The sequence below is a fragment of the Burkholderia sp. 572 genome (genome assembly GCF_040545135.1).
Lineage (GTDB): Bacteria > Pseudomonadota > Gammaproteobacteria > Burkholderiales > Burkholderiaceae > Burkholderia > Burkholderia cepacia.
Window position 1 is genome coordinate 100146 of the sequence record NZ_JBEPLH010000022.1, and the last position, 21493, is coordinate 121638.

General features: G+C 66.1%; 19 protein-coding genes. 18 read left to right on the plus strand and 1 reads right to left on the minus strand.

Going from position 1 to position 21493, the window contains the following annotated elements; all coding sequences use genetic code 11:
- Positions 1–3: 3 nt before the first annotated feature.
- The 14 genes from ABIC51_RS32265 to ABIC51_RS32330 all read left to right on the plus strand — a co-directional run bounded on the left by ABIC51_RS32265 (position 4) and on the right by ABIC51_RS32330 (position 16390).
- Complete coding sequence (locus ABIC51_RS32265; protein ID WP_354006814.1) at positions 4–2601, plus strand: hypothetical protein; 2598 nt, start codon at positions 4–6, stop codon at positions 2599–2601.
- Positions 2601–2987, plus strand: a complete 387-nt coding sequence (locus tag ABIC51_RS32270; protein WP_354006815.1) for a hypothetical protein — start codon at positions 2601–2603, stop codon at positions 2985–2987. Before ABIC51_RS32265 ends, ABIC51_RS32270 begins: the two co-directional genes overlap by 1 nt.
- Positions 2974–4617, plus strand: a complete 1644-nt coding sequence (gene terL / locus ABIC51_RS32275) for a phage terminase large subunit (RefSeq protein WP_354006816.1) — start codon at positions 2974–2976, stop codon at positions 4615–4617. The genes ABIC51_RS32270 and terL overlap by 14 nt, the downstream gene beginning before the upstream one ends.
- A 94-nt stretch (positions 4618–4711) precedes the next feature.
- On the plus strand, positions 4712–7054 hold the full coding sequence (locus ABIC51_RS32280) for an SGNH/GDSL hydrolase family protein (RefSeq protein ID WP_354006817.1): 2343 nt from the start codon (positions 4712–4714) through the stop codon (positions 7052–7054).
- 12 nt (positions 7055–7066) lie between these two features.
- Positions 7067–7402, plus strand: a complete 336-nt coding sequence (locus ABIC51_RS32285) for a holin (protein WP_354006818.1) — start codon at positions 7067–7069, stop codon at positions 7400–7402.
- The gene (locus ABIC51_RS32290; protein WP_233634500.1) at positions 7402–7677 is read left to right on the plus strand and encodes a holin; all 276 of its coding nucleotides are present in this window, start codon (positions 7402–7404) and stop codon (positions 7675–7677) included. Before ABIC51_RS32285 ends, ABIC51_RS32290 begins: the two co-directional genes overlap by 1 nt.
- The gene (locus ABIC51_RS32295) at positions 7664–8158 is read left to right on the plus strand and encodes a glycoside hydrolase family 24 protein (protein WP_354006819.1); all 495 of its coding nucleotides are present in this window, start codon (positions 7664–7666) and stop codon (positions 8156–8158) included. Before ABIC51_RS32290 ends, ABIC51_RS32295 begins: the two co-directional genes overlap by 14 nt.
- The gene (locus tag ABIC51_RS32300) at positions 8155–8631 is read left to right on the plus strand and encodes a DUF2514 family protein (protein ID WP_354006820.1); all 477 of its coding nucleotides are present in this window, start codon (positions 8155–8157) and stop codon (positions 8629–8631) included. Before ABIC51_RS32295 ends, ABIC51_RS32300 begins: the two co-directional genes overlap by 4 nt.
- A gap of 416 nt (positions 8632–9047) precedes the next feature.
- Positions 9048–9674 (plus strand): flavin reductase family protein, encoded by a 627-nt coding sequence (locus ABIC51_RS32305; RefSeq protein ID WP_060196163.1) that lies wholly within the window; start codon positions 9048–9050, stop codon positions 9672–9674.
- A 406-nt stretch (positions 9675–10080) separates the two neighbouring features.
- Positions 10081–11313 carry a 3-methyl-2-oxobutanoate dehydrogenase (2-methylpropanoyl-transferring) subunit alpha gene (locus tag ABIC51_RS32310; RefSeq protein ID WP_027787930.1) on the plus strand — a complete coding sequence of 411 codons (1233 nt, stop codon included), beginning with the start codon at positions 10081–10083 and terminating at the stop codon, positions 11311–11313.
- A gap of 2 nt (positions 11314–11315) precedes the next feature.
- The gene (locus ABIC51_RS32315; RefSeq protein ID WP_034195800.1) at positions 11316–12356 is read left to right on the plus strand and encodes an alpha-ketoacid dehydrogenase subunit beta; all 1041 of its coding nucleotides are present in this window, start codon (positions 11316–11318) and stop codon (positions 12354–12356) included.
- A 1-nt stretch (position 12357) separates the two neighbouring features.
- The gene (locus ABIC51_RS32320) at positions 12358–13695 is read left to right on the plus strand and encodes a dihydrolipoamide acetyltransferase family protein (protein ID WP_354006821.1); all 1338 of its coding nucleotides are present in this window, start codon (positions 12358–12360) and stop codon (positions 13693–13695) included.
- 5 nt (positions 13696–13700) lie between these two features.
- The gene (gene lpdA / locus ABIC51_RS32325) at positions 13701–15092 is read left to right on the plus strand and encodes a dihydrolipoyl dehydrogenase (protein ID WP_321883147.1); all 1392 of its coding nucleotides are present in this window, start codon (positions 13701–13703) and stop codon (positions 15090–15092) included.
- A 668-nt stretch (positions 15093–15760) separates the two neighbouring features.
- Positions 15761–16390 carry an NAD(P)H-binding protein gene (locus ABIC51_RS32330; RefSeq protein ID WP_027787926.1) on the plus strand — a complete coding sequence of 210 codons (630 nt, stop codon included), beginning with the start codon at positions 15761–15763 and terminating at the stop codon, positions 16388–16390.
- Between the two features lie 24 nt (positions 16391–16414).
- Here the strand turns inward: ABIC51_RS32330 and ABIC51_RS32335 are convergent, their stop codons facing one another.
- Positions 16415–17332, minus strand: coding sequence for a LysR family transcriptional regulator (locus ABIC51_RS32335; protein WP_175897792.1), 918 nt, complete (start codon positions 17330–17332; stop codon positions 16415–16417).
- A gap of 127 nt (positions 17333–17459) precedes the next feature.
- Here ABIC51_RS32335 and speB point away from each other — a divergent pair, with 127 nt between their 5' ends.
- The 4 genes from speB (at position 17460) to ABIC51_RS32355 (ending at position 21430) form a co-directional block, all read left to right on the plus strand.
- Positions 17460–18425 (plus strand): agmatinase, encoded by a 966-nt coding sequence (gene speB, locus ABIC51_RS32340; protein WP_059695534.1) that lies wholly within the window; start codon positions 17460–17462, stop codon positions 18423–18425.
- Positions 18418–18882 carry a GNAT family N-acetyltransferase gene (locus tag ABIC51_RS32345; RefSeq protein ID WP_226128637.1) on the plus strand — a complete coding sequence of 155 codons (465 nt, stop codon included), beginning with the start codon at positions 18418–18420 and terminating at the stop codon, positions 18880–18882. The genes speB and ABIC51_RS32345 overlap by 8 nt, the downstream gene beginning before the upstream one ends.
- Positions 18883–19018: 136 nt before the next feature.
- A complete protein-coding gene (locus tag ABIC51_RS32350; RefSeq protein WP_175856056.1) occupies positions 19019–19696 on the plus strand; it encodes an SOS response-associated peptidase family protein in 678 nt (225 codons plus the stop codon).
- 303 nt (positions 19697–19999) lie between these two features.
- Entirely contained in the window at positions 20000–21430 is a 1431-nt protein-coding gene (locus ABIC51_RS32355) for a purine-cytosine permease family protein (RefSeq protein WP_027787921.1), read from the plus strand.
- The last annotated feature ends 63 nt before the right edge of the window (positions 21431–21493 follow it).

A 21493-nucleotide genomic window follows, 5' to 3' on the forward strand; every position in this document is an offset into this window, starting at 1 on the left:
TTCATGCACGCAAAATGCGCAGCGGCGGTCGCTCAGGCGGCCGGCCGAGACCTGACGAAAGCCGAACTCGACGGCATCGAGAACCGCGTGCGCGCCGGCATGCGCGCCGTGTCGCGTCAGGATCCCGCCGCCTGGCGCTCGATGACGGAGGCAGAGCGCGTGCAGGCTGGCGCCGACTGGGCGCGGCAGCAGCTGGAGGGCGAGGCGAACCTCGACAAGGCCCGCAAGCAGTTGCAGATCGCGAAGCAGATCGAGACGACCGACCGGATTCAGGAATCTCTGTATGCCGATCCGGAGCGCGCGCATGCGAAGCGCGCCCGCGAGAAGGCGGTGAAATCGGACATCGAGCGCACGTACGAGCTGGCGGGCGGCATCAAGGCCGACTACATGCGGCAGACGATGGGCGCGATCGAGTCGATGAAGGAAGGGCAGAACTTCCTCGCGCGCGCGTTCGACGTCGACAACCCAGCGATGGAGCGCGACATCATCCGCGAGATCTACCGCGGCGCCGACGGGTCGACCGGAAACGAGGTGGCGAAGGCGGCGGCCGAGCAGATCAGCAGCACATCGAACGCGATGCGCGAGCGCTTCAACCGCGCGGGCGGCAACGTCGGTCAGCTCGACTATGGCTACGTGCCGATCCGTCACTCGCAGGCGAAGATCCTCGGTAACGGCTCGGACGCCGCGCGGCACGCGTGGGCCGACTTCGTGCTGCCGCGCCTCGACCGCTCGCAGTACCTTGACGACGCCGGCAATCCGCTGGACGACGCTGCGCTGCGCCGCGTGCTGACCGGTGAGGATCGCGAGGCATGGGAAGCCCGCAACATCGCCGCGCGCGGCATGGGTGTCGAGCCGCGCAAGCAGGGCGTCTGGGACACGATCGCGTACGGCGGCGTCAACAAGATCGTGCCCGGCGAGACGACCGGCGGCGCCGCACGCGCGAACGCCGGTTCGCAGCATCGCGTCCTGCACTTCCAGAACGCCGACGCGCACATCGAGTACAACCGGGCGTACGGCGAGGGTTCGCTGCTGAACGCGTTGATCGACCACGTCGGCGGCATGTCGAAGAATATCGCGCTGGTCGAGCGCTACGGCCCGAACCCGACGCGCAACATGCGCACGCAGATGCAAATGACCGCGCTGCACGACAACACCGAAATGCGCACGCTCGAAGGCGGCATGACGTCGGTCGGCGCGTACTGGAATTACGTGACGGGCGCGACCAACACACCCGTAAATCCGGCGCTCGCGCGGCGCTTCGAGACGCTGCGCACGACGGTCAGCGCGATCAAGCTGCAGGGCACGATCCTCGCCGCGCTCGGCGACGTCGGCACGATGTTCGTCACGGCCGGTTACAACCGCGTGCCGTTCTTCAAGACGCTCGGCACGGCCACGCGCCTGATGGCACCAGGATCGAAGGATTACCGCAGCTGGCTCACGTCGCAGGGGCTGATCGCGGAAACGCTGGAGCACGGTCTGAACCGGTGGGGCACGGATCACCTTGCGACCACGTGGGCGAAATGGCTGTCGGCGCAGACGATGAAGTTCGGCGGCGTCACCGGATGGACGGATGCGCTTCGCACGGCGTTCCAGGCGCAGATGATGCGCGGCCTCGCAGAGATCGGTGGCACCGAGTGGGGCAAGCTCACGGAGTGGGACCGCCGCTCGTTGACGCGTTCAGGCATCACGGCTGACGACTGGGCGCTCGTGAACCGCGCGACGCCCGGTGAGTACAACGGCTCGAAATACCTGACGCCGGACTCGCTATACGGGACCGGCGACGCGCGCGCCGCCGACGTCGTGCCGAAGCTGCTCGGCATGATCCGCGACGAAGGCGAATTCGCCGTGCTGAATCCTGACCTGCGCACGAAGGTGCTCGCCGCAGCGACGCCGGGCACGTGGCAGGGCGAACTGCAGAAAACGTTCATGCAGTTCAAGTCGTTCCCGCTCGCGATGATCTCGCGGCACTGGGGGCGCATCGGTGAAATGCGGCGCTCGGGCGACTACCGCGTCGAGGGCGCGCCGACGCTCGCAAGCCCGATTGCTTACGCAGCGGCGCTGGTCGTCAGCACGACGCTGATCGGCGCGCTGTCGACGCAGCTGAAAAACCTGCTCGCCGGGAAAGATCCTGAGCCCATGGCCGACAACGTGAAGCATGCGGCCGGCTTCTGGACGCGCGCATTCTCGGTCGGCGGTGGCGCCGGCTTCGCGGGCGACATGCTCACCGCGGCGTTCCAGAGCGCCGACTATGGCTCGCTGTTGAGCAGCGCGGTCGGCGGCCCGGTGCTCTCGACGCTGTTCCAGCCGCTGCGCGCGCTGTCGACGAACGTGCAGGACGCGGCACAGGGCAAGGATACGCACGTCGGCGCCGACCTGCTGAAGGTCGCGCAGTCGAACATGCCGCTCGTGAATCTCTGGTTCTGGAAAACGGTGTGGAACCGGCTGATCTGGGACAACATCGCCGAGAACCTGTCACCGGGCGTGACGTCGCGAAACGTGGCGAAGTCGCGCCAGCAATACCACAATGACTACTTCTGGGAACCGGGCACGAGCGCGCCGCAACGCGCGCCGAATCTCGATAATGCGTTTCAGGGGGGATGATGCGGCAGGATCAATACGAGCGCCTGCAGGCGCTGTCGGAGAAGCTGACCGACGTGTTTCTCGATGAGGCAGACCCGGACGGCTGGCCGGGCGCTGGTGTCGCGCTGGCGACGATGGACAAGGCGACGCGCGGCGACCGGTACTGGTCGAAGAAGAATGCGGCCGCGACGGTGATGTTGATTGGCCGCGTGCACTCGCTGGTCAGCGTGATCCAGCTCGCGAGCAAGGGCGGAGAGGGGGCGGCGGCTGGCGGTGTGAGCGAGACCGAGGACGAGCTCGACGCGGAAGTCGCGGCTGCCGAGAAGGAAGCCGAGCGGCTGCTCGATCAGGTGCAGCAGCGCGCGCGGAAGGCTGAGTTCGACAAGCGCGCACATGGAAAATCGTAAGGTCGGGTTCCTCGCCTTCTTCCTGATGTGGGCGAAGCAGCAGGGTTGGAAGGTGCCCCTGCTGCATGTCCGGGTCTGCCATTGGCTCGCGACTTGCGATGATCCGGTGCGCGTGCTGCAGGTGTTCCGCGGCGCGGCGAAGTCGACCATCTACGCGGTGTTCAAGGCATGGTGCCTGTACTGCGATCCAAATCTGCGCTCGCTGATCTGGTCGGCCGACGGGCCGCTGTCGAAGAAGCTCACCCGCGACGTGATCAACGTCTTGCGCCGGCACCCGCTGTGCGCTGGCATCCTGCCGACGAAGCCAGGTGCGCAGATGTTCTGGGTGAACGGCGCGAACGACCCGCGTAACGCGAGCATGACAGCCGTCGGCGTCGACCAGAACGTGACGTCCGCACGTGCCGATAGCATCGACTACGACGACGTCGAGGTGCCGAAGAACATCCGCACGCCCGAGGCGCGCGAGAACCTGCGGCTGAAGATTCAGGAGGCGACCTTCATCCTCGTGCCCGGCGGCCAGGAGACGTACATCGGCACGCCGCACACGCACGACTCGATCTATCCCGAGCTGATCGCGGCCGGCGCGGCCTCGCTGAAGATCCCGCTGTTCGAGGCCGGTGTTCGGTACGAGGACACGTCCTCCGAGACGCGTTACCGGTTCGACTTCACGCCAGGCGATGACGGCCTGTACGTGATGGCCGGCATCTTCAAGCACGCGCGACTGTTGCGCGAGGGCGTCGACTATCGTGTCGAGGGGCGCGAGGTCGTATTCTCGCGGCCGCCCGGCATGGTGATCGACATCTACGCGCATTGTGCATGGCCAGAGCGCTTCACGCGTGACGACATCGAGAAGCGGCGGAAGAAGTGCCGGACGCTCAACTACTGGGATTCGCAGTACCAGCTCGAAGCGAAGCCGCTCACCGAGGTCCGGCTCGATCCCACGAAGCTCAAGCCGTACGACGTGCACCCGATCGTCGAGCGAGCAAACCGAGAAATGCGCATGATGCTCGGCGGCACGCGCATCGTCAGCGCGCGCGCCTACTGGGACTGCGCGACAGGCAAGGTCGGCAGCGACGATTCGGCGTTTTCTCTGGTGCTCGACGATGCGGCAGGTAACTATTACTGGCACGTCGCGCAGGCGATGCTCGGCGAGTTCGCCGAATTTTCGAGCGGTGAGAATTCGAAGATCACGGGCGGCCAGGTCATGCAGGTGTGCGATCTGGTTGAGCGCTTCGCGATCCCGCTGATCTACGTCGAAACGAACGGCGTCGGCTCGTTCGTGCCGCAGTTGCTGCGCAAGGCGCTGCGACAGCGGAAGATCGTGTGCGGTGTGAAGGATATCGCGGCGACCATCAACAAGAACGAGAAGATCCTCGCGGGCATCGAGCCGCCGCTGAAATCGGGCGTCCTATGGGCGCACGTCGATGTGCTCGACAGTCCAGTGTGGGACCAGATGCAGTCCTTCAACCCGATGGTGAAGCGGCAGCCTGACGATTTCATCGATTCTGGAGCCTCCGCAATCCTCGAAAGCCCGGTGCGCATTGGCCGGATAGTCGGGAATCCGACAGCCCCAGAGGGGCACGATTGGCGTCCATCAACGGGCGTCCATGAGGTGACGCTCGAAGTGTAGCGCCGCATCGCGGCGCCTTCCGCAGAGAGGTTGCCGCGTGACTGTCCCAATCCAGAGCCCCATCGCTACGTACATCGGAAACGGCATCTCTACGATGTACGTGTTCCCGTTTCGCGTGCTTGATCCTGCGGACCTGACCGTCACAATCGATGGCGTGACGTCTCCGATTTCGTACACGATTTCTGGCATCGGTGCTGATTCTGGTTGGGTCACGTTCGCCACTGCTCCGCTGCCGGGCACAAGAATCATGCTGTTCCGCAGCGTCGCGCTGATGCGCAGCGAGGATTACCAGGACAACGGCGACCTGTTGGCCGACACAGTCAACGCGGACTTCGACCGGATCTGGATGGCACTTCAGGGGCAGGGGTACCTGATCGGGAATGGCGATCCTGTCTCGTCGCGTGCACTGATGCTCGGCCGAGACGATGTGAACGGCTCAGGAGCGTACCGCGCGAACAACAACCGCATTGTGAGCCTTGGCTACCCGGTTTCCGACACGGATGCTGCTACGTTCGGATCAGCGCGCGACATCGCCGAAAAAATAACCTCTGGCGCGCAAGGGGCACTTGGCACGTTCCTACAAGACGGCGCAGGAGCAGTTGTCCGAACATTCCAAGACAAGATGCGGGAAACCGTATCGGTAAAGGACTACGGCCCACGCAATGATGTCGGTGTCTGGTATGCAACCGCATTCGAGAGGGCATCAGCTAAGGCCGGGGCGCTCGGTCAAGTAACCGTCCCCGGGGAAACCTTCTATCTTGAACGCGACGTGACATCGACGTCGTTGTTCGTATTCAAATCCGGCGCTCGTCTCACGGGACCAGGAATTCTGTACGCGCCGATTACGGTCGAGGGTATTGAGGATTCAACGAAGCGGCTCGGGCAACTGATCAGCAAAGCGCAAAACGGCGGTCAAATCTATGCGTCGTGTTACGGCGACTCGCTGACCTACGGTCAAGACACGTCGCCTACTGGCACGGGCGCGCCGATCAACGGAGCAACACAGACGCGTAGCTCTCAACCGTTTCCCGAGAACCTGCAGCTTGCGCTTACGTTTTCCGGATTCGCGAAAAATATCCTCGTGACGAACCTCGGCTTTCCGGGCGACAGCACGCGTGAAGGTCTGATTCGTTGGCACAACGCGAGCGGCACTGACGTTGCGATCATCATGTACGGGCACAACGACGCCAACAATTACGGCGGTAACGGCGTCGTGCCTATCGATGAATATGCTCGCAATCTTTCCATGATTGCGGTTCGCGAAATCTGGAAGGGCGCCGCAGTCATCATCCTCGGACCACCGCCCAACATGTGGCCCGACGGGGACAACAACATTCGGCCTTACGCTCAGGTTGCGCAGCGCGTTGCCGCGCGCTTCAACTGCATTTTCGTTGATACCGCCGACATTCTTAGCACCGTCACCGATCTGTACACCGATGGTACGCACCTTACCCCGACTGCGTACGCGGAGATCGGGTTTCAACTCGCTACGTTGTTCATGAAACGAGACGGTGGCATGAAGAAGGTTTCGCCGATGGAAATGTACTACCCGAACGATGGGCTCGGGTGGGGTGGTACGAACAGTAACGGCAACTGGACGGGTGGAAAGGGCAGTGATCGGCTGATCCAACTTGCTGCAGGTGAGTCGTACCTTGTCGCTGTTGATGTCCAGGCTGACGTGTTCCCTGTCATTCACAGCTACCGGACGAGCGGGTCGCATCAGATGGGCGTCTATTACGCGGGTGGTGGGGTAGTTTCGCGCGGCCAGCCGCAAGCAACGGTTGTCCACGATGCCGCAATCGCCGTTCGCCAGACACTGATTTGCCCGGAACTGAAAAAGGGAAAGCGCTTCTTCATGGTCCGCAACGACGCGGCCGGCCAGGCGTTCATCGAAGCAATTGAGTTCGTGGGCCGCGAACACCTGCACGTTACGCGGGGTGCACTGATGAAGTCGGCGGCGCTGTCGGGGAGCGCACAGACATTGCGACTTAGCGCCGCAAACAGCAACTGGTGGACGTGCGGAGATTTCACCCGGAAGCTGCGCGCGCCGTACTCCGTGGTTGCGAATTTGAAGCTAACCGACACGGTGCAGAACGGTGTCGCGATCTGGCGCGACCTTCCGGCATCGGGCGAGATCCTGTGCCCGAACGCGATCTTCGTCCTTCGCGCCGGGACACAGCTCGTTATCCGTGATTTCGTGAACGGAAGCGGACTCGATACCTACATTCCGGGTGTCTTCGGCGCCGGCGATTGGACGGGTGAGATTGAGGTCGACGTATCGATCGGGAGCATCGACGTGTACGTGAATGGAGCACTTGTTGGCTCGCGCGCAAATCCCACCGCGACTGTTGGATATCCCGGTCTGCTCGCGGATAAAACAGCACGTGTCGTGTGTAACGCGTTCTACTTCAGCGGCCATGTCAAAGGCCCCTACTAAGGCGATTCGGACATGGCTGAACCGACAACCAGTATTGCGGCCGCTGCCGGCGCGCTGCTCGTGAAGATCGTGCCGGGAGCCGTCGGCTCACTGATCGCGCTGCGCTTCATCGGCGATGGGCTGACCGGCCGACAGAAAGCGGTGTCGTTCCTGTCCGGCGCCGCGATTGCGTACTACGGTGGCCCGGCCGCCGTGTCATGGTTCGCCATCACCGACGGCGGCGCGCAGCAGGCCATCGGTTTCCTCGTCGGCCTGTTCGGGCTGGCGGTCACGAAAGAGGTTTTCAAAGAAATCAACAACGCAGACTTCATCGGGGCCCTGAAACGACGCATCTTCGGAGGTCCGTGATGGTCACGATTTTCGTTCTCGCAAACCTCATCGTCCTTGCTTTCTGCATCTGGATCGCCGTCACCGATGCAATCGCGACAGGCTGGTGGGGCACGGTCGGCTTCTCGATCGTCGGCATCTCGGCCGCCGTCAACGTGCTGAAGCCGATCCGTATGCTGCCCGTGATCGACCTGCCCGAGACCATGATGACGGTCGGCACGGCGATCGTGTGCCTGTGGGTGATGGGACGCAAGGCTTACTGGTGGACGAAGGAGCACAAGCATGGCGCGCATTGACGCAGTCGCGGCCGGCGGCCAGAACCGCGTGGCCTTCCTCGACATGATCGCGGCTAGCGAGATCGGCGCCGCGCTGCTCGCGAAGTCCGATGACGGGTACAACGTGCTCGTCGGCTCGACGCCGGCGCGGCCGCTGCTGTTCTCCAGTTACGCGGCGCATCCGAACGTGCTGAACCGACAGATCCCGGTCCCGTCGACGGCGGCCGGCCGATATCAGATCCTGTTCCGCTGGTGGCGCATCTACCAGGCGCAGATGAAGCTGCCCGACTTCGGCCCGGTTTCGCAGGATCGGTATGCGCTGCAACAGCTGCGCGATCACGGCGCGTTGCCGCTGATCGATGCCGGCCGCTTCCTCGAGGCTGTCGCGAAGGTGTCGAACGTCTGGGCCAGTCTGCCGGGCGCCGGCTACGGGCAGCACGAGAACGACATCGAGCGGCTGCTCGCTGCGTACCGGTCGGCGGGCGGGGAGGTGGCCGCATGACGATCCTCGACTCGCGCCTCTGGCTGGCCTTCATCGTCGCGCTCGCGATCACGGCCGGCGGCTGCTACTTCAAGGGGCATGCCGACGGCGTGCGAGCGACGACCGTCGCCGCGCAGAATGACCAGGCCAAAGCCGTTGCGGCGGCCCGCGCCGAAGAACAACGCCGCACCGCGGCCCAATCGGAGATCGCAAACGATGCGAACCAACAACGCACGGCCGCGCTCGCGGATGCTTTTGCTGCTCGTGCTGCCGCTGGCAGCCTGCAGCAGCGCGTCGACCAGCTCGTCGCAGCCGCCCGCCATCCCGCCGCTCCCGCCGGAAGCCCGGCAGCCGGCGACGCCCTCGATCTGCTTGCCGACGTGCTCGGCCGCGCTGACCAGCGCGCGGGCGACCTGGCAGAGTATGCTGACCGTGCCCGCATCGCCGGCCAGCAGTGCGAGCGCGACTACGACGCGCTGACGGCGGCGAAGTAGCAGAGGGGCGCCGGTTCGGGTCCGGCGCGAATCCCGCCATTTTTCCCCATTCATTACGCACGCTTCGCCGAAACCATTGCAGTTATGCTGCTGTCGGTTTCCGGTCCCCGGCACCACGATCGCTTTCAGCGCGATTCGACGACGGTACGAAAGCCCGCGAGAAGCCATGCGCTCGCGGGTTTTTTGTTTTTGGTGCGAGCGTGGAACGTTGCCGTTGTCGCGCTGCCTTTGTCCGGTCGTTCGACCCGCGCGACTCCGCCTTGCGGTTCGTCTGCGTCCAGCGGCCCTTCGAGGCAGCGAATGCGACGCCATGTGATACTGGCCGCGCACGTCGTACTGAACGCCGTTACCGTCATCGGCACGTGTGATGCGCCGATGGAATCCAACGCAGTTTGCATCCCGCAAGACCGCTCGTCATGACCGATTCCACCCACCACTATTACGAACCGTCGCAAGGCCACGGCCTTGCACATGATCCCTTGAACGCGATCGTGGGCCCGCGCCCGATCGGCTGGATCTCGTCGCGCGGCAGCGACGGTACGGTCAACCTCGCGCCCTACAGCTTCTTCAACGCATTCAACTACCGTCCGCCGATCATCGGTTTTTCGAGCGTCGCCGCCAAGGACAGCCTGCGCAACGTGCAGGAGACCGGCGAGTTCGTATGGAACCTCGCGACGCGCGAGCTCGCCGAGCGGATGAACCAGACGTGTGCCGCGGTGCCGTACGACGTGAACGAGTTCGAGCTGGGCGGCCTGACCGCGGTGCCGTCGCGTCTCGTCGACGTGCCGCGCGTGGCCGAAAGCGGCGTCAACTTCGAATGCAAGGTGACCGACGTGATTCGCCTGCGCGATCACCAGGGCGTGGAAACGCCGGCGTCGCTGGTGCTCGGCGAGGTCATCGCCGTTCATATCCGGCAGGATCTGCTGAAGGACGGCCTCTTCGACACGTTCGGCGCCGGCATCATTCTGCGCGCGGGCGGCCCGTCGGCCTACGTGCACGTCAAGCCCGACAGCCGGTTCGACCTGTTTCGCCCCGACGCATGATCCGTCGCACGCCGCAACGATCGCCAAGGGCGCGCTGACACGCCCGAACAGACGACAAAAGACCCCGCGGATCTCCAGGATTTCGCGGGGTCTTTTGCTTCGTGTCGTCATGCAGCCCGGGTGTGCCGATCCGGCCGGCGCCGATGCCCCGGCGCTGCGCGCCGGGTACCGCAGCGCCGCAAACGCATCATGGGTTTACCCCGCCTGCCGTGCCGATGGCGCGCCGACGCCCGTCATGGCAAATCTGCTCACCGCGATCGAGCGGCTTGGGCATCGACGTCCGTCGCCGCAGGGCATAAATTTTGAAGGTTGACGTGCTTATCCGCCCGTCAGCCCACGCGCAGGCCGGCAACCGGTCGCGCGTTCCCAAACAGCGTGAGACACAATCGAGCGTGGAGACGACACGATGAGCCTGTCAGAGCCATTGCGTCTGCATGTGCCGGAGCCCACCGGGCGCCCGGGCTGCAAGACGGACTTTTCCTATCTGCATCTATCGCCGGCCGGTGCGGTTCGCCGCCCGCCGATCGACGTTGCCGCGGCGGACACCGCCGATCTCGCCCGCAGCCTCGTGCGCGTGCTCGACGACAGCGGCAAGGCGGTCGGCCCGTGGGCACCGGATCTCGACGATGCGCGGCTGATCGCCGGCCTGCGCGCGATGCTCAAGACCCGCATTTTCGACGCGCGCATGATGATCGCGCAGCGCCAGAAGAAGATCTCCTTCTACATGCTGAGCCTCGGCGAAGAGGCGATCGGCACCGCGCATGCGATGGCGCTGCGCGACGGCGACATGTGCTTCCCGACCTACCGCCAGCAGAGCATCCTGATCGCGCGCGACGTGCCGCTCGAGCGCATGATCTGCCAGCTGATGTCGAACGAAGGCGACCCGCTCAAGGGCCGCCAGCTCCCCGTGATGTACTCGGACCGCGACGCGGGCTTCTTCTCCATTTCCGGCAACCTCGCGACGCAGTTCATCCAGGCGGTCGGCTGGGCGATGGCGTCGGCGATCAAGGGCGACACGAAGATCGCGTCCGCGTGGATCGGCGACGGCGCGACGGCCGAATCCGATTTCCACACCGCGCTCACGTTCGCGCATGTGTACCGCGCGCCGGTCGTGCTGAACGTCGTCAACAACCAGTGGGCGATCTCGACGTTCCAGGCGATCGCGGGCGGCGAGGGCACGACGTTCGCGGGGCGCGGCGTCGGCTGCGGGATCGCGTCGCTGCGCGTCGACGGCAACGACTTCCTCGCGATCTACGCGGCATCGAGCTGGGCGGCCGAACGTGCGCGCCGCAATCTCGGCCCGACGCTGATCGAGTGGGTGACCTATCGTGCGGGCGCGCATTCGACGTCGGACGATCCGACCAAGTACCGGCCGAGCGACGACTGGTCCCATTTCCCGCTCGGCGATCCTGTCGAACGCTTCAAGCGCCACCTGATCGTCAAGGGCATCTGGTCGGACAGCGCGCACGAGGCGTTGACGGCCGAGCTCGAGGCCGAGGTGATCGCCGCGCAGAAGGAAGCGGAGAAATTCGGCACGCTGGCCGACGACCGGATTCCGTCGCCGGCCTCGATGTTCGACGACGTCTACAAGGAGCTGCCCGCGCACCTGCGCCGTCAGCGCCAGGAACTGGGAGCATGATCATGGCGCAACACGAGACAGGCACGGCAACGCAGCCGATGACGATGATCCAGGCGCTGCGCTCGGCGATGGACGTGATGCTCGGGCGCGACAGCGACGTGGTCGTGTTCGGGCAGGACGTGGGCTATTTCGGCGGCGTGTTCCGCTGTACCGAAGGATTGCAGAACAAATACGGGAAGTCGCGCGTGTTCGATGCGCCGATCTCCGAAAGCGGGATCGTCGGCGCGGCGGTGGGGATGGGCGCATACGGGCTGCGCCCGGTGTGCGAGATCCAGTTTGCCGATTATTTCTACCCGGCCTCCGACCAGATCGTGTCGGAAGGCGCGCGGCTGCGCTATCGCTCCGCCGGCCAGTTCACCGCACCGATGACGATCCGCATGCCCTGCGGCGGCGGCATCTACGGCGGCCAGACGCACAGCCAGAGCCCGGAGGCGATGTTCACGCAGGTGTGCGGGCTGCGCACGGTGATGCCGTCGAATCCGTACGACGCGAAAGGGCTGCTGATCGCGTCGATCGAGAACGACGATCCGGTGATCTTCCTCGAGCCGAAGCGGCTGTACAACGGGCCGTTCGACGGCCATCACGACCGGCCCGTCACGTCGTGGCTCAAGCATCCGTCGAGCGCGGTGCCCGAGGGCTACTACACGGTGCCGCTCGATACGGCCGCCGTGGTGCGTCCCGGCAACGACGTGACGGTGCTGACCTACGGCACGACGGTGCACGTGTCGCTCGCCGCGGCCGAGGAGACGGGCATCGATGCGGAGGTGATCGACCTGCGCACGCTGTGGCCGCTCGACCTCGACACGGTCGTCGCGTCGGTGCGCAAGACCGGGCGCTGCGTCGTGGTGCACGAGGCGACGCGCACCTGCGGTTACGGGGCGGAACTGGTGTCGCTGGTCCAGGAACATTGCTTCTACCACCTCGAGGCGCCGGTCGAGCGCACGACGGGCTGGGACACGCCGTATCCGCATGCGCAGGAGTGGGCGTACTTTCCGGGCCCGGCCCGGGTCGGTGAAGCGTTGCGACGCGTGATGGAGGCGTGAGATGGGGATTCATGTCATCAAGATGCCGGATATCGGCGAAGGGATTGCCGAGGTCGAACTGGTGGCCTGGCACGTGGAAGTCGGGCAGACGATCAAGGAAGACCAGCCGCTCGCCGATGTGATGACCGACAAGGCGGCGGTCGAGATTCCGTCGCCGGTGACGGGCAAGGTGATCGAACTCGGCGGCCGGATCGGCGAGATGATGGCGGTCGGCAGCGAGCTGATCCGCCTCGAGGTCGAAGGTGCCGGCAACCTGAAGGCCGGCGCACCGGTGCGGGAATCAAAGGTAGAAACCGCACCGGTCGCGGCCGCGCCGTCGACGGCGGTGGCCGACGCGCCGGCAGAGTCGCCCGCCAGGCCGGCGACGAAGCACGCGCCTGCGGAGCCGCGTCACGCGAAGCACGCCGAACGCAAGGAGCACGTGGAGCCGCCGCGCGCGGCACTCGCGCCGGGTGAACGGCCACTCGCGTCGCCGGCCGTGCGCCAGCGCGCATGGGACATGGGCATCGAGCTGCGCTATGTGCGCGGCACGGGGGAAGCCGGACGGATCCTGCACGCGGATCTCGATGCGTATGCGGGCAGCGGCGGCGGTGCGGCGCGCGGCGCTCGCGGATCGCGGGTGCACGGCTACGACGAACGCAACGACGAAACCGAGGTGCCGGTCATCGGCTTGCGGCGCGCGATCGCGCGCAAGATGCAGGAAGCGAAGCGCCGCATTCCGCACTTCAGCTACGTCGAGGAGATCGACGTCACCGAGCTCGAATCGTTGCGTACGGATTTGAACCGCCGCTACGGCGACACGCGCGGCAAGCTCACGCCGCTGCCGCTGCTGATCCGCGCGATGGTGATCGCGTTGCGCGACTTTCCGCAGATCAACGCGCGTTTCGACGACGAAGCGGGGGTCGTCACGCGCTATGGCGCGGTGCACATGGGCGTCGCGACGCAGACGGACAGCGGCCTCACGGTGCCGGTGCTGCGTCACGCGGAAGCGAAGGACGTGTGGTCGATTTCCGCCGAGATCGCGCGGCTCGCCGACGCGGTGCGCACGAACCGCGCGCAGCGCGACGAACTGAGCGGCTCGACGATCACGATTTCGAGCCTCGGCGCGCTCGGCGGCATCGTGTCGACGCCGGTCATCAATCATCCCGAGGTCGGCATCGTCGGCGTGAACCGGATCGTCGAGCGGCCGATGATCCGCGACGGCGCGGTCGTCGCACGCAAGATGATGAACCTGTCGTCGTCGTTCGACCATCGTGTCGTCGACGGCGCGGACGCGGCCGAATTCATCCAGGCGGTGCGCGCGGTGCTCGAACGCCCGGCACTGCTGTTCGTGGAGTGAGCGCAATGAAGAACGAACACACCACGCTACTGGTGATCGGCGGCGGCCCGGGCGGCTACGTCGCCGCGATTCGCGCCGGCCAGCTCGGCATCCCGACCGTGCTCGTCGAGCGCGACCGCCTCGGCGGCACGTGCCTGAACATCGGCTGCATTCCGTCGAAGGCGCTGATCCACGTGGCCGACGCATTCGAACAGGCGCGCGGCCATGCAGGCGAGGGCGCGCTCGGGATTCGCGTGCGCACGCCCGAGATCGACGTCGCGAAAAGCGTCGCATGGAAGGACGGTATCGTCGACCGGCTGACGCGCGGCGTCGGCGCGCTGCTCAAGAAGAACGGCGTGCGCGTGTTGCACGGCGACGCACAGGTGGTCGACGGCAAGACCGTCGACGTCGTCGCCGGCGGCCACACGACGCGGATCAGCTGCGAGCACCTGCTGCTCGCGACCGGTTCCGAACCGGTCGCGCTGCCGTCGATGCCGTTCGGCGGGCATGTCGTGTCGTCCACCGAGGCGCTGTCGCCCACGACCCTGCCGAAGCGGCTGGTCGTTGTCGGGGCCGGGTACATCGGGCTCGAACTCGGGATCGTCTATCGCAAGCTCGGCGTCGACGTGAGTGTCGTCGAAGCGGCGGAGCGCGTGTTGCCCGCGTACGATGCCGAACTCGCGCGGCCGGTTGCCGATTCGCTCGCGCGGCTCGGCGTGCGGCTGCTGCTCGGCCACAAGGTGCTCGGCCTCGCCGAGCACGGCGCGGTGCGCGTGCAGGCCGCCGACGGCGCGGAGCAGACGCTGCCGGCCGATCGCGTGCTGGTTGCGGTTGGCCGCCGGCCGCGCGTCGACGGCTTCGGGCTCGAGTCGTTGCCGCTCGATCGCAACGGCCGCGCGCTCTGGATCGACGACGAATGCCGGACGTCGATGCGCAACGTCTGGGCGATCGGCGACGTGGCCGGCGAGCCGATGCTCGCGCATCGCGCGATGGCGCAGGGCGAGATGGTGGCCGAGCTGATCGCCGGGAAGCGCCGCAAGTTCATGCCCGCATCGATCCCGGCCGTGTGCTTCACCGATCCGGAGATCGTCACGGCCGGCTGGTCGCCGGACGACGCGCGGGCGGCCGGTGTCGATTGCGTGAGTGCGTCGTTCCCGTTCGCGGCGAACGGGCGCGCGATGACGCTGCAGGCGACCGACGGCTTCGTGCGCGTGGTCGCGCGGCGCGACAACCACCTGATCGTCGGCTGGCAAGCGGTCGGGCGCGGCGTGTCGGAGCTGGCCGCGGCGTTCTCGCAGTCGCTGGAGATGGGCGCGCGGCTGGAGGACATCGGCGGCACGATCCACGCACATCCGACGCTGGGTGAAGCACTGCAGGAGGCCGCGCTGCGCGCGCTCGGGCATGCGTTGCATGTCTGACGGGCGCAGGTGACACGAAGCCGCCGGTGCGCAACGCGCGCATCGGCGGCTTTTCGTTTGGGGCGCCGGATTCCGCGCCGGCGCTTGCGCCGTTCGTCGTGACGGCGTGCGCAGGTCGACGTGAGGCGCCGTCACGTCGCGACAGAACGCATCGATCGCATCGACCATCTGCGGCAGCCCGGGCTGCTCGGGCGGATAACGGCTCGCGTTCTCCGGCATCGTCACCTGGGCGGCTGTCGATCAAGGAAATCACGCAGGAACCGGGATTCGGCGACATGTCGTTGCTCTCGCAGGCATACGAGCGCTGGAGCGTGTCGCGACACGAGACGGCCGGGTCGTAGCGTACGCCGGCATCTTGTTCGAAAGACGGCGAAAAATGAACGTTCTCTTTTTCATTGGCCGCGTCATTTGTCGTATCAATGTCGAATAAATATCAATATCGAGCGCTTTGATGCGATAAAAATCTCGAGTGCGCGCGGAACTGAAGCGTCGACGAAGCATGGCGGGAGTCGTGCCGCGTCAAGTCAGAGACAGGAAATGAGCACGGCCTGTAACTTTTCGAGATGTTGGGCGCTTGTCGGTGCCGAGTCGGCCGACGATCATGTGGGAAGCCGGAAACCGGGGCGTTCCCGCTCCGCCAACGCAGGCTCCACACGGAAGAACCGGACATGAAATTGCTGCTCGTCGGCGCGACCGGACTCGTCGGGCGTCACGTCCTCGAAGTCGCGCTCGCCGATGCGCGGGTCGATCAGGTGATCGTCCTCGCGCGCCGCCCGTTGTCGCCGCACCCGAAGATGCGCGCGCTCGAGGTCGATTTCGATCATCTGCCCGACGCGGCCGACTGGTGGCATGCCGATGCCGTGATCTGCACGCTCGGCACCACGATGCGGGCCGCCGGCTCGAAGGCGGCGTTCCGGCGCGTCGACCACGACTATCCGCTCGCGGTCGCGCGGCTCGCGCACCGCCACGGCACCCCGGCCTACGTCCTGAATTCCGCACTCGGTGCGGACCCGGCATCGAGCATCTTCTACAACCGCGTGAAGGGCGAGGTCGAGCAGGCGCTCGCCGGCGTCGGGTTCGCGTCGCTCACGTATGTGCGGCCCGGGCTGATCGGCGGCAGCCGCGACGAATTCAGGCTCGGCGAGCGGCTGCTGGTGTTCGCGTTGAACGCGGCCCGCCCCGTGTTGCCGGCGAAGTGGCGCGTGAATCCCGCGTCGCGGATTGCCCGCGCGCTGCTCGACGCGGCGATCGACGCGCGGCCGGGCGTGCAGGTCATCGCGTCCGACCGGCTCGCCTGACGCGCAACGGGCGGCGCGCGCCGGTCACGAGCCCGCGAAGCCGTCGAGCTCGCCGAACTGTTCGGCGAGCGCCGCCGTGAACGCTTCCAGCGCTTCGCTGCCGTCGCAGTTGCGCGGTGTCGCGAGCTGGAATTCGACCGTATGGCTCAGCTTGCTCGCGAGCAGCCGGCGCATCTTCCCGGCGGCGACCCACGGCGCCGCGACATGGTCGGGCAGGAAGCCGACGTGCGCGCCGGACAGGATGAAGATCACGTCCGCGTCGACGTTTTCGGAGAACGCGGTCGGCTGCGCGTTGCGCAGCGCCGCACCCGACGTGTTCGTCTTGTAGAGCCGCGCGACGTTGCTCGCGCCCGCGATGTCGTTGACCGACACGGTCTTTTTCGCAAACAGCGGATGCCGGGCGCCGCAGTGCAGCGACTGGTGTTCGACGAACAGCGGCGTGTAGTGCAGGCCGGCCTGGTGGCCGGAAAAATAGCCGATCGCGAGCTGCAGTTCGCTTTTCAGCAGCCGGCGTTCCAGCTCGTCGGGCGGCACCGCGACCATCTCGATCAGCACGTCCGGCGCCCGTTCGCGAAAGCGGCCGACGCCGGCCGCGATCGATTCGACGACGTCCGGCGCCAGTCGCTCGGACAGCCCGATACGCAGCTCGCCGAGCAACGTGCCCGACACGTGCTGCGTATCGCGCGTGAACACGTCCATCGCGTGCAGGAGCCGCCGCGTCGACTGCAGCACGCGTTCGCCCTTCGGCGTCAGACGGAAGCCGCTCTTGCCGCGATCGCACAGCCGGAACCCGAGACGCGTCTCGAGCTTGGCCATCTGCGTGCTGATGGTCGAGGGCGCCATGCCGAGCGTGCCTTGCGCGGCGCTGAAGCCGCCGCTTTCGACGATCGTCAGAAAGAGCCGCAGCAGCTGCACATCCATGTCTCTCAATCGGGTCAGCATGGCGATACGTCGCGTTTCGTGAAGTCGGCTTATGTTAGTTCATATTTTTCGTCGGATGCCGGGGCGGCAGAATCGGGCACGAGGTCGCCAGCCGCGCGGCCGTCCCCCTTCAGACAGGAAGCCGACGATGAGCCAGAACGATTTCGCATTCACGCGCGACAGCCTCTACGGCACGCAGGCCGAGCCGACCTTCGCGGGCGCGACGAGCTTCATGCGCCGGCGTTTCAGCCGCGATCTCGACGGCGTCGACCTCGCGATCACGGGCGTGCCGTTCGATTCCGCCGCATCGCATCGGCCCGGCACGCGCTTCGGCCCGCGCGGGTTGCGGATCGCGTCGACGGGCATCGCGTGGGAGCGCCCGTGGCCGTGGTTGTTCGATCCGTTCGACGTGCTGGCCGCGGTCGACTACGGCGATTGCGCGTTCGATCTCGGGCAGCCCGAATCGGTGCCGGGCGCGATCGAGCGGCATGCCGACGGAATCCTCGCGCGCGGCTGCGCGATGCTGACGCTCGGCGGCGATCACTTCATCACGTATCCGCTGCTGAAGGCGCACGCGAAAGTGCACGGGCCGCTGTCGCTCGTGCATTTCGATGCGCACACCGACACGTGGCCCGATCGCGACGTCAAGCGCATCGATCACGGGACGATGTTCTATCACGCGGCGCGGGAAGGATGGGTCGTGCCCGGACGGTCGGCCCAGGTCGGCATCCGGACGACCAACGACGCGCCGATGGGCTTCGACATCCAGGATGCGCGTCACGTGCATGCGTCGACGCCCGCCGCGATCGCCGCGCGCATTCGCGACCGGGTCGGCGATCATCCCGTGTACCTGACGTTCGACATCGACTGCCTCGATCCCGCGTTCGCGCCGGGCACGGGTACGCCGGTCTCGGGCGGGCTGTCGAGCCATCAGGCGTTCGAGATCCTGCGTCACCTGGAGGGCATCAACCTGGTCGGCATGGACGTGGTCGAAGTGTCGCCGCCGTATGATCATGCGGAAATCACGTCGCTGGCCGGCGCGACGATCGCGCTGGAGCTGATCTGCCTGTATGCGTCGCGCCGGCGCACCACGGAAAAATCGAACGATGACTGAACTCACCTGGCGCGAGGCCGTTCCCGACGATGCGGCCGCGTGCATCGAACTGCGCGGCAAGACGCGCGAGAACGCATTCACCGACGCGCAGTTGCGCGACCTCGGCATCACCGTCGAAAGCTGGGGCGACGGCATCCGGGACGGCCTGGTCTCGGGCCGGGTCTGCTGCGCGAACGGGCGCATGGTCGGCTACTGCTTCGGCGACACCGGATCGGGCGAGATCGTCGTGCTCGCGATCCTGCCCGAATACGAGGGGGCGGGGATCGGCAAGCGGCTGCTGCAGCAGGTGATCGACGCGTTCGCCGCGAACGGTTTCACGTCGCTGTTTCTCGGGTGCTCGACCGATCCGGCGTCGCGCTCGTACGGCTTCTACCGGCATCTGGGCTGGATGCCGACGGGCACGCTCGACGAAGCCGGCGACGAAATCCTGACGCTGCGGATCGCACGGCACGCATGACGGCACACGTCGGAGGCGCAAGGCGCTGCGTCGATCCGTCGCTTCGTAAAACTGTTTCGTCATACCAAGCGATTGCGTGACCGCGGCGCCTGCGCTGACCTACGATGGAGACATCGCTTCCACCGTCCACCGAGCCGTGTGCACCCACTACCGCGCTCCCGATGAAGACCCGGGCATCAGCGAGCTGAAGATCGGGATCGGCGACCTGTTCCGCCGCGACCCCTGGGCACCCGACGTGTATCCCGACTACGCGGCGCCGGTCGCGCGCGCCGACGGCGACGGCCTCGAGGTCGTCGCGGCCGTGTTCGGTTTCTGGCCGAAATTCATGCAGCCCGAGCGGGTCGACGAGAACGGTCGAAAAAGAAAGAAACTCGATACGGTGAACGCGCGGGCGGAAACGGTCGGCTCGTCGCGGCTCTACGGCACCGCGTGGCGCAACGGCCAGCGCTGCCTGATCCCGGTGCGCTGGATCGTCGAGCCCTGTTACGAAACCGGTCGCAACGTGTGGCACCGGATCGGCGTCGCCGGCTGGCAACCGTGCTGCGTCGCCGGCATCTGGCGGCGCTACGAAGGCGCCGACGGCCGCGAACGCGTGGGCATGGCGATGCTCACGGTCAACGCCGACGCGCACCCGCTGTTCGCACGGATGCATCGGCCCGGCGAAGAGAAGCGGGGCGTCGTGATCCTGCGCCGCGACGATTACGACGAGTGGCTGCACGTGCGCGACATCGAGGCAGCCCGGCGCATGCTGACCGTGCTCCCGGCCGCCGACATGACGGCCGAACCCGATCAGGCATCGCCCGCGCGCATCTGAGCTTTCATTATTCCGACGTCTTGCTTTCGACAAAATCGTCCGAACGTGGGCCGATTGTTCGGACGATTTCGAAAATCGGCCGATACCGGGTAATCACCGATATCTCGCAAGTTGTATATACAAGATCATCCGCTGGCAATGTCGGCACACGTCGTGCCGCTTGCGCGCCAGCGCGCAAACCGTGCGTGCGTGGCGCATGCCGGCGATCCACGGCGCCCCGCACCCGCAGAGCCGAAAGGGCGGCTCGCAGCTTCCCGTCTTGTTCGAACCATTTGTGATCCTGAGTATTTTGGAGATTTGCCCGTGTCTACGAATCCCAGTGGAAAAGCCGGCGGCCTGATCGAAGTCCGATCGATCGACTTCATTCCCGACGCCGAGCGCCACGGCGGCCTGCTGAGCCAGTTCACCCTGTGGCTGTCGGCCAACCTGCAGATCACGGCCATCGTCACGGGCGCGCTCGCCGTCGTGCTCGGCGGCGACGTGTTCTGGTCGCTGGTCGCGCTGCTGCTCGGCCAGTTCGTCGGCGGCGCGGTGATGGCGCTGCACGGCGCGCAGGGGCCGCAGCTCGGGTTGCCGCAGATGATCTCGAGCCGCGTGCAGTTCGGCGTCTATGGCGCGATGATCCCGATCGTGCTCGTGTGCCTGATGTACATCGGCTTTTCCGCCAGCGGTTCGGTACTGGCCGGGCAGGCTGTCGCGCAGCTGCTGCACGTCGACGACGCGGCCGGCATCCTGCTGTTCGCGGCCGTGATCGTCGTGCTGACCGTGTTCGGCTATCGCGCGATCCATGCCGTCGGCCGGGTCGCGAGCGTGATCGGCATCGCCGCGTTCGTCTACATGTTCACGCAGCTGTTCGCGAACCACGACATCGGCGCGCTGCTCGCGAACCGGCATTTCTCGCTCGCGAGCTTCCTGCTCTCGATGTCGCTGTCCGCGTCGTGGCAGATCGCGTTCGGTCCGTACGTTGCCGACTACTCGCGTTACCTGCCGCGCTCGACGTCGTCGGTCGCGACGTTTCTCGCGGTCGGCCTGGGCTCGGTGATCGGCGCGCAGGCGGCGATGGTGTTCGGCGTGTTCGCGGCCGCACTGGCCGGCAGCCAGTTCGCACACCATGAGGTGGCGTATATCGTCGGCCTCGGCTCGACCGGCGCCGTGGCCGCACTGCTGTACTTCAGCATCGCGTTCGGCAAGGTGACGGTGACGGCGCTCAACGCATACGGCAGCTTCATGTCGATGGCGACGATCGTCAGCGGCTTCCGCGGCAAGGGCGCCGTGTCGTCGAAGAGCCGCCTCGTCTACATCTTCGGGATGATCTGCGTCTCCACGCTCATCGCGCTCGCGGGCCGCCATTCGTTCCTGAAGGAATTCACCGCGTTCATCCTGTTCCTGCTCGCGTTCTTCACGCCGTGGAGCGCGATCAACCTGGTCGACTACTACTGCTTCACGCGCTCGCGCTACGACGTGCCGGCGCTGTCCGATCCGGACGGCCGCTACGGCCGCTGGAACGTGATGGCGATCACGATCTACGTGGTCGGCATCCTCGTGCAGTTGCCGTTCATGTCGACGCACATCTACACGGGCCCGCTCGTCGACGCGCTCGGCGGCACCGATATCTCGTGGATCCTCGGCCTGATCGTGCCGGCCGTGCTGTATTACGTGGGCGCGCGTGCGTCGCGCCGCAGCATTCCCGAACGCCTGATCCTGCCGCTCGAACGCGGCGAAGTTCACCACTGACGACACGTCACGCGCATCGGGCCGGCCGGCTGCCGGCCTGAATGCCGCGCGAGCCGGGCGCTG

Excerpts from the sequence above, each read along its gene's own strand:
- ABIC51_RS32265 (WP_354006814.1), top strand. The coding sequence starts at position 4 with ATGCACGCAAAATGCGCAGCGGCGGTCGCTCAGGCGGCCGGCCGAGAC.
- ABIC51_RS32270 (WP_354006815.1), top strand. The coding sequence starts at position 2,601 with ATGCGGCAGGATCAATACGAGCGCCTGCAGGCGCTGTCGGAGAAGCTG.
- terL (WP_354006816.1), top strand. The coding sequence starts at position 2,974 with ATGGAAAATCGTAAGGTCGGGTTCCTCGCCTTCTTCCTGATGTGGGCG.
- ABIC51_RS32280 (WP_354006817.1), top strand. The coding sequence starts at position 4,712 with ATGTACGTGTTCCCGTTTCGCGTGCTTGATCCTGCGGACCTGACCGTC.
- ABIC51_RS32285 (WP_354006818.1), top strand. The coding sequence starts at position 7,067 with ATGGCTGAACCGACAACCAGTATTGCGGCCGCTGCCGGCGCGCTGCTC.
- ABIC51_RS32290 (WP_233634500.1), top strand. The coding sequence starts at position 7,402 with ATGGTCACGATTTTCGTTCTCGCAAACCTCATCGTCCTTGCTTTCTGC.
- ABIC51_RS32295 (WP_354006819.1), top strand. The coding sequence starts at position 7,664 with ATGGCGCGCATTGACGCAGTCGCGGCCGGCGGCCAGAACCGCGTGGCC.
- ABIC51_RS32300 (WP_354006820.1), top strand. The coding sequence starts at position 8,155 with ATGACGATCCTCGACTCGCGCCTCTGGCTGGCCTTCATCGTCGCGCTC.
- ABIC51_RS32305 (WP_060196163.1), top strand. The coding sequence starts at position 9,048 with ATGACCGATTCCACCCACCACTATTACGAACCGTCGCAAGGCCACGGC.
- ABIC51_RS32310 (WP_027787930.1), top strand. The coding sequence starts at position 10,081 with ATGAGCCTGTCAGAGCCATTGCGTCTGCATGTGCCGGAGCCCACCGGG.
- ABIC51_RS32315 (WP_034195800.1), top strand. The coding sequence starts at position 11,316 with ATGGCGCAACACGAGACAGGCACGGCAACGCAGCCGATGACGATGATC.
- ABIC51_RS32320 (WP_354006821.1), top strand. The coding sequence starts at position 12,358 with ATGGGGATTCATGTCATCAAGATGCCGGATATCGGCGAAGGGATTGCC.
- lpdA (WP_321883147.1), top strand. The coding sequence starts at position 13,701 with ATGAAGAACGAACACACCACGCTACTGGTGATCGGCGGCGGCCCGGGC.
- ABIC51_RS32330 (WP_027787926.1), top strand. The coding sequence starts at position 15,761 with ATGAAATTGCTGCTCGTCGGCGCGACCGGACTCGTCGGGCGTCACGTC.
- ABIC51_RS32335 (WP_175897792.1), bottom strand. The coding sequence starts at position 17,332 with ATGCTGACCCGATTGAGAGACATGGATGTGCAGCTGCTGCGGCTCTTT.
- speB (WP_059695534.1), top strand. The coding sequence starts at position 17,460 with ATGAGCCAGAACGATTTCGCATTCACGCGCGACAGCCTCTACGGCACG.
- ABIC51_RS32345 (WP_226128637.1), top strand. The coding sequence starts at position 18,418 with ATGACTGAACTCACCTGGCGCGAGGCCGTTCCCGACGATGCGGCCGCG.